The organism is Sphingorhabdus sp., from assembly GCF_035329025.1.
Classification (GTDB): Bacteria; Pseudomonadota; Alphaproteobacteria; order Sphingomonadales; family Sphingomonadaceae; genus Sphingorhabdus_B.
Genome location: NZ_DAOLHN010000018.1, coordinates 46,966 through 53,960, shown reverse-complemented (window position 1 = coordinate 53,960; position 6,995 = coordinate 46,966). Strand labels below are relative to the sequence as shown.

The 6,995-nt window shown below is 58.8% G+C and carries 7 protein-coding genes; 1 reads left to right on the top strand and 6 read right to left on the bottom strand.

Annotated features, from left to right (window positions below; translation table 11 throughout):
• The 5 genes from PKC81_RS06880 to PKC81_RS06860 form a co-directional block, all read right to left on the bottom strand.
• Positions 1 to 586: methylmalonyl-CoA mutase family protein (locus PKC81_RS06880; protein WP_324334430.1), on the bottom strand; the 586-nt coding region annotated here is incomplete at its 3' end.
• A gap of 11 nt (positions 587 to 597) precedes the next feature.
• Complete coding sequence (locus PKC81_RS06875; RefSeq protein WP_324334429.1) at positions 598 to 1,209, bottom strand: glutathione S-transferase family protein; 612 nt, start codon at positions 1,207 to 1,209, stop codon at positions 598 to 600.
• Positions 1,209 to 1,994 carry an enoyl-CoA hydratase-related protein gene (locus tag PKC81_RS06870; RefSeq protein WP_324334427.1) on the bottom strand — a complete coding sequence of 262 codons (786 nt, stop codon included), beginning with the start codon at positions 1,992 to 1,994 and terminating at the stop codon, positions 1,209 to 1,211. The genes PKC81_RS06875 and PKC81_RS06870 overlap by 1 nt, the downstream gene beginning before the upstream one ends.
• Before the next feature lie 26 nt (positions 1,995 to 2,020).
• On the bottom strand, positions 2,021 to 2,461 hold the full coding sequence (mce, locus tag PKC81_RS06865; protein ID WP_324334425.1) for a methylmalonyl-CoA epimerase: 441 nt from the start codon (positions 2,459 to 2,461) through the stop codon (positions 2,021 to 2,023).
• 275 nt (positions 2,462 to 2,736) lie between these two features.
• The gene (locus PKC81_RS06860) at positions 2,737 to 4,269 is read right to left on the bottom strand and encodes an acyl-CoA carboxylase subunit beta (RefSeq protein WP_324334423.1); all 1,533 of its coding nucleotides are present in this window, start codon (positions 4,267 to 4,269) and stop codon (positions 2,737 to 2,739) included.
• A 205-nt stretch (positions 4,270 to 4,474) separates the two neighbouring features.
• On the opposite strand from PKC81_RS06860, the gene PKC81_RS06855 reads away from it, so the two are divergent.
• A complete protein-coding gene (locus PKC81_RS06855) occupies positions 4,475 to 5,881 on the top strand; it encodes a short-chain fatty acyl-CoA regulator family protein (RefSeq protein WP_324334421.1) in 1,407 nt (468 codons plus the stop codon).
• Positions 5,882 to 5,967: 86 nt separating this feature from the next.
• Here PKC81_RS06855 and PKC81_RS06850 read toward each other — a convergent pair whose 3' ends face one another.
• A complete protein-coding gene (locus PKC81_RS06850; RefSeq protein ID WP_324334419.1) occupies positions 5,968 to 6,984 on the bottom strand; it encodes an aldehyde reductase in 1,017 nt (338 codons plus the stop codon).
• Between the last annotated feature and the right edge of the window lie 11 nt (positions 6,985 to 6,995).

Genomic DNA, 6,995 nt, shown 5'->3' with positions numbered 1-6,995 from the left:
GATAGATATAGGTGTTGCGGACCATGAACTCTTTGAGGATGTCGTTCTGGATGGTTCCGTCGAGCTGCTCGGTCGGAACGCCCTGTTCCTGACCCGCGACGATGAAGAAAGCCAGGATCGGGATCACCGCTCCGTTCATCGTCATCGAAACCGACATCTGGTCGAGCGGTATGCCGTCGAACAGGATTTTCATATCCTCAACGCTGTCGATCGCGACACCCGCCTTGCCAACATCGCCGACAACGCGAGGGTGGTCTGAGTCATAGCCGCGGTGCGTGGCAAGGTCGAAGGCGACCGACAGGCCCTTTTGCCCTGCAGCAAGGTTACGGCGATAAAAGGCGTTGGACTCTTCGGCAGTCGAAAAGCCCGCATATTGGCGGATCGTCCAAGGCCGACCTGCATACATCGACGCGCGCACGCCGCGGGTGAAGGGGGCAAAGCCCGGCAAACCCGGATCAGCCGTCACATCCTCTGTGGTGTAGAGAGGCTTGACCTCAATGCCTTCGGGCGTGTGCCAGGTCAGGTCCTTGCCCTTCACCTCTTTTGCGGCGGCGGTCTGCCAATCGGACAGGTTTTTTTCACTCATCTCTACACCATTCAAGCTGCGGCGCCGGGCCGGGCGGAAACGCGCGCATGCCATGCACGCAGGGAAGCGAGGTCATCCGACATGGCTATGCCGATAAACCCGGCAAAATCGACCGTGGTCAGCAGCAATATGTCGGCAATCGTATAATGGTCGGCGGCCAGAAATTCGCGGCCTTGCAGCGCGGAATCGAAAAAGCGGAGCGCCTCTTCCACACGCGGGCGGTTGGATTCGCCCCATTCGGCATTGCGGCCCGGCAGGCGCGCGGTGAAGGGATGGGTATGCACCCAGACTGCGCCGACCGGCGGCATCAGGATCATTTCGACCCGGCGGCTCCACATCTCGATCAGCGCCTGTTCGCGCAGGTTCCGACCGAACAGGGGTGGTTCCGGATGCATTCCTTCCAGATAGCGGCAGATGGCAACGCTTTCGGAAATCACCGTTCCGTCGTCCAGTTGCAGCGCAGGGGTCTGGCCACGCGGGTTCAACGCCAGAAATTCGTCCGCCTTATGCTCACGATCGGGGATGGAGAGATCGCGCGTTGGGAGCACGATCCCCTTCTCCGCCGCAAAAATGCGGACCCGGCGCGGATTAGGCGCCGGATTCGGGCTGTTGAAGAACAGCATTATTTGCCCTTGAACTCAGCTTTGCGCTTTTGGATGAAAGCGAGGCCGCCTTCCATCGCATCGGCGCTGGCCCCGGCAACGCGCTGTCCTTCGGCCTCTGCGAGCAGAACCTGCGACAGTGTGCCGTCGAGTGCAGTCTGGATATTGGACTTCATCGTCGAATAGGAAACGGTCGGCCCTTGCGACAGCTTCGTCGCCAGCGCCAGTGCTTCGTCCATCAGCGTCGCGTCATCGACCGCCTTGTAGATCAGGCCCCAATCCTCGGCCTGCTCCGCGCCGATCTTTTCGCCAAGCATCATCATCCGTGTGGCGCGCGCGCGACCGATCGCGCGGGCGAGCAGCCAGGTGGAGCCGCCATCGGGCACAAGGCCGATATTAACGAAGGCCTGCAGGAAATAGGCACTCTTTGCCGCCAGCACGAAATCACCCGCAAGCGCGATCGAGCAGCCGACACCGGCAGCAGCGCCATTGACAGCCGTGATAACCGGCACCGGACAGCGCAGGATTTGAGTGATCAGCGGGTTGTAGTAATTTTGCAGCGCACGGTGGCTGCCGCCCTTTTGCTGGATCGCACTCGCCTCGCCGCGTGCGGCAAGATCTGCGCCCGAGCAGAAGCCCTTGCCCGCACCGGTGATCAGCACCGCGCGCGCGCCGTCGAGGTCGTAAAAGGCAGCGCCCAATTCTTCGGCCAGCGGGATCGAGGCGGCGTTCAGCCGTTCGGGCCGGTTCAGTGTGATGACCAGTACATCGCCTTTGCGCTCGGTCAGGATGGTTTCGTATGTCATTATCTCTCCGTTTCCTCTCTCAAATCTCAATGCGCCTCCTTCGGCGTCTCCATAATTTCGGTCAGCACCCCGCCCATGTCGCGCGGATGCACAAAGAAGATCAGCGTGCCATGCGCGCCGATGCGCGGCTCGCCCAGCACGCGCTTGCCCATTGCCTCAAACTCGGCCTTGGCGGCGTGGATATCGGGCACTTCGTAACACATATGATGCTGGCCACCGGCGGGGCTCTTCTCAAGGAAGCCCGCAATGCTGGTATTGCCCGGCAGTGGTTCGACCAATTCAATCTGCGTGCCATTCAAAGCCCCATCCGCACCGGGCGTATCGACAAAGCACACCTTCACTCCCTGCTCGGGCAAATCAAACGGATCATGGATTTTGGTCGCACCCATCACATCGCGGTAAAAGACGATGCTGTCGGCGATGGAAGGCGTCGCGACGCCAATATGGTTGAGACGGCCTAGTTTCATTGCGTTTCCTTTTGGACATTGATCATCGACTGACGTGCTTCGTCCTCGAACTTTGGCGCGTTGTCACGTCGTGCAAGAAAGTCAGCCGACAGCCGTTCCCGCTTCCGACCGTAGTACACAAATACAGACGATGCGACGACCACTGCAGCGACACACAGGAGCGAAAACCACACTGGAAACTCTATTCCAATCCAACGCCTCAACTGGTTCGCCGCGAAAAGGCAAAGACCTAGAATGATTGGAAATTTTAGGTCGCGCAAAGCCACAACATCACCTCACAACGGAATATTGTCATGCTTCTTCCAGGGGTTCTCCAACTGCTTGTTGCGCAGTTTGCGAAGCCCCAGCGCAATCCGGCGCCGCGTGGAATGCGGGTGGATTACCTCGTCGATAAAGCCCTTACTCGCCGCGACGAAGGGGTTGGCGAAGCGGTCTTCATATTCCTTGGTGCGCTCGGCAATCTTTTCGGGGTCGCCAATGTCGCTGCGGAAGATGATTTCCACCGCGCCCTTCGCGCCCATCACCGCGATTTCGGCGGTGGGCCAAGCATAGTTCAAATCGCCGCGCAGGTGCTTTGAAGCCATCACGTCATACGCGCCGCCATAGGCCTTGCGGGTGATGACGGTGATCTTGGGCACAGTCGCCTCGGCATAGGCAAAGAGCAGCTTTGCGCCATGCTTGATGATGCCATTATATTCCTGCGCGGTGCCGGGCAGGAAGCCGGGTACGTCGACAAAGGTGATGATCGGGATTTCAAAGGCGTCGCAGAAACGGACGAAACGCCCTGCCTTGCGGCTGCTGTTGATATCGAGCACACCCGCCAGCACCATCGGCTGATTGGCAACAATGCCGACAGTGCGGCCTTCGACGCGGCCGAAACCGATCAGGATATTGCCCGCATGGTTCGGCTGCACTTCAAAGAATTCGCCTTCGTCGACCGTTTTGCGGATCAGCTCCTTCATATCATAGGGCTGGTTCGCATTGGGCGGGATCAGCGTGTCGAGGCTATGCTCAATGCGGTCCCACGGATCGGTCGTCGGGCGCTCGGGAACACCGCTGCGGTTGTTCTCAGGCAGATAGTCAAAGAAATCGCGCACGGCGAGCAGCGCCTCGATATCATTTTCAAACGCATTGTCGGCGACGCCCGATTTGGTGGTGTGCGTGGTTGCTCCGCCCAGTTCTTCCTGTGTGACAACTTCGTTGGTCACCGTCTTCACCACATCGGGGCCGGTGACGAACATATAGCTCGAATCCTTCACCATGAAGATGAAGTCGGTCATCGCGGGGCTGTATACCGCGCCACCCGCGCAGGGGCCCATGATCAGGCTGATCTGCGGGATGACCCCCGATGCCAACGTATTGCGCTGGAACACCTCGGCATAGCCGCCAAGCGAAGCCACGCCCTCCTGGATACGTGCGCCGCCGCTGTCATTGAGGCCAATGACGGGGGCACCAACCTTCATCGCCATATCCATCACCTTGCACATCTTTTGCGCAAAACGTTCGGACAGCGAGCCGCCGAAGACCGTGAAATCCTGGCTGAAGACATAGACGAGGCGACCGTTGATCGTGCCGCTGCCGGTGACCACGCCGTCGCCGGGGATCTTTTGCTCCTCCATGCCGAAATCGGTGCAGTTATGTTCGACATACATGTCGATCTCTTCAAAACTGCCTTCGTCGAGCAAAATATCCAACCGCTCACGTGCAGTCAGGCGGCCCTTTGCGTGCTGCGCATCAATGCGCTTCTGCCCGCCACCCAGCATAGCTTGCGCGCGTCGCTTCTCCATCTCGGCGATATTTGCGGACATGATCCCTCCGAAAATTCAACAAAGCCGATGCACAACCCGAATTTGGCGGGCTTGTCCAATGTGAAATTGCAAAGTTGCAAAGTTGTAATTTGCAAACTACCGAACGCGTCAGCGTTTATCATCATTTCTTTGGTTCTTTGGTGCTTCGGGTGACATAAATTTGGTTCACCCAAAGCACCAAAGAACCAAAGCCGGAGTGCGGATCATGGCGACGAAACGCCGCATATTTGCGGGTGAGAAATTGAAGGCGCTTCGCGCTGAGCGAGGGTTGCGCCAATTGGAAATGGCTGAAAAGCTCGGCATCTCGGTTTCCTATCTCTCGCAGATAGAACACGATGACCGCCCGCTGACACCTGCCCTGCTCGAAACGCTGGCCCGCGACTTTCCGCTCGACTGGGATGTCGATGAGGAGGATGCCGCAACCCGCCGGTTCGCGGCCTTACGCGAAGCCGCCGCTGACCCGCTGTTTCCTACTCCGCTTTCGCCGGACCAGTTGGCGCGCATTGCCGAACAACAACCGGCACTGGCCGACCAGTTTGTGGTCTTACATCAAGCCTATCTCCACGCAGGGCAACGCCTGCAAATCGTGGATGAAGCTCTATCCAGCGACAATGCCGGAGGCTCACGACTGCCTTGGGAAGAAGTGCGCGACTGGTTCCACAATTCGGGCAATTATGTCGATATACTTGACCGTGCTGCCGAGGCGCTGGGCGACAAATTGCGCGTTGCGCAACTGACGCCTGCTATCGAAGGATTGGAGTTGTACCTCCGCAACGCCCTGTCGATCTCCTTGCTCTATTCGCACAATGCAGGCCTGCGCGACTATGACCCGCAAATGGGGCATCTGGTGATCGACCAGAGCCAGCCTGCCGAAAGCCGCCGTTTCCAACTGGCCCACCAATTGGCCGCAATGGCTCTACGTGATGAAATCAGCCAGGTTGTGGAAGGCGCAAAGCTCCGCACCCCCGCCTCGCGCCAATTGCTCTCCATCGGCCTAGCCAACTACGCCGCAGGGGCAATCCTGATGCCCTATCGCCGCTTCCGCGAAGAGGCGCGCGCGGTGCGGCATGATATTGATCGGCTATGTCAGGCCTTCCATGTCAGCTTTGAGCAAGCCTGCCATAGGCTTTCCACGTTGCAACGTCCCAATGCGCGCGGTGTTCCTTTCTTCTTCTGCCGGGTCGACATGGCAGGCAACATCACCAAAAGGCACAGCGCCACGCGCTTGCAATTTGCCCGCTTTGGCGGCGCCTGCCCTTTATGGATTGTGCACGAAGCCGTCGCCATCCCCGACCGCATTCTTGTCCAACTGGCCGAAACGCCCGACGGAGTGCGCTATGTCTCAATGGCCAAGGGACTGGTCAAGCCTTCTGGAAGTTATGACCGCGCGCCCCGCCGTTATGCCGTCGCTTTGGGTTGCGAAATCGACCATGCCCGCGAGTTCATCTATGCTGACGGGCTGGACCTGACCGGGCGCAACGCTACGCAGATCGGCATCAGCTGCCGCCTCTGTCCCCGCCCGGATTGCGACCAGCGCGCCTTCCCGCCCAGCGATCGCGAAATCATCGTCGACCCGGACCGGCGCAGTGTGGTGCCTTACCGAATACAATAAAACCGAAGCCCGGAGCCTGTCGAAGGGCGTTTTTCTGCTGGGCGTGCTTCGACAGGCTCAGCACTACGGTTTAAAGCTCTACCTCACTACGTCTTCACCAAGCCCAGACGGATCATGTCGCGCGCAGTATCGAGGATGCTCTCCTTGGGGTCGCGTGTCTGCCAGCCCAGCACGTCCTTTGCATGCTGCGCCGATGTATCGCGGACATTGTCCAGTTCGCCCACCACCTGCTTGATAACCGGATCAAACAGGGCCGACAGCCGGACAAGGAAATTGGGTAATCCGCGTGTGGGCACTTTCTTCCCGTCCGCGCCAAGCCCTTCTTTCAGGATCGCCGCCACCTCACGCATCCAAAGGAACGGCCCCGCAGCCACAAAGCGTTCTCCAGCCATATTGGGTAAAGTTAAGCACCGGACATGCAAATCCGCCACATCGCGCACATCGACCACTGAAAAGCCGAGATTGGGAATGCCGGGCATTGATCCGTCGAGCAATTTCTTGATAGCCTCCAGCGAGGTCGAGAAATCGGCAGCCAATAATGGCCCCAGAACCAGCGACGGGTTGACGGTCACATATTCCATCTGAGGTGCATTGGCCGCCACCCAGTCGCGCGCCGCGCGTTCGGCGATGGTCTTGGACTTCACATAGGCATAGGCGTCCGGGCTCTCGACATTGGTCCAATCCGCTTCGCTGAAATGCTGTTTGCCCTTGCCATGGCCATAAGCGATTGCAGCGACCGAAGACGTCATGACAAAGCGTTTGATCCCCGCCGCATGTGCGAAGCGCAGCGCGCGCAAAGCTCCTTCGCGAGCGGGAATGATGAGTTCATCATCGCTCTTGGGTGCGTTTGAAGGCAGCGGAGAGGCGACATGGGCAACATGGCTGCACCCGGCCATCGCTTCGGCCCAGCCATCATCGCTCATCAAATCAGCGGCGAAGAATTTGAGTTTGCTGTTGTCAACACCCAGCCAGTCCCGCACCTCGGCTTCGCGGCGTAGATTGCGGATGCTGGTATTTACGTTCCAACCTTCGGCGATCAACTGCCGGATTAGGAAGCCTGCAATATAGCCACTTCCGCCTGATACAAAAACATGTCCTGCCATACATGCACTCC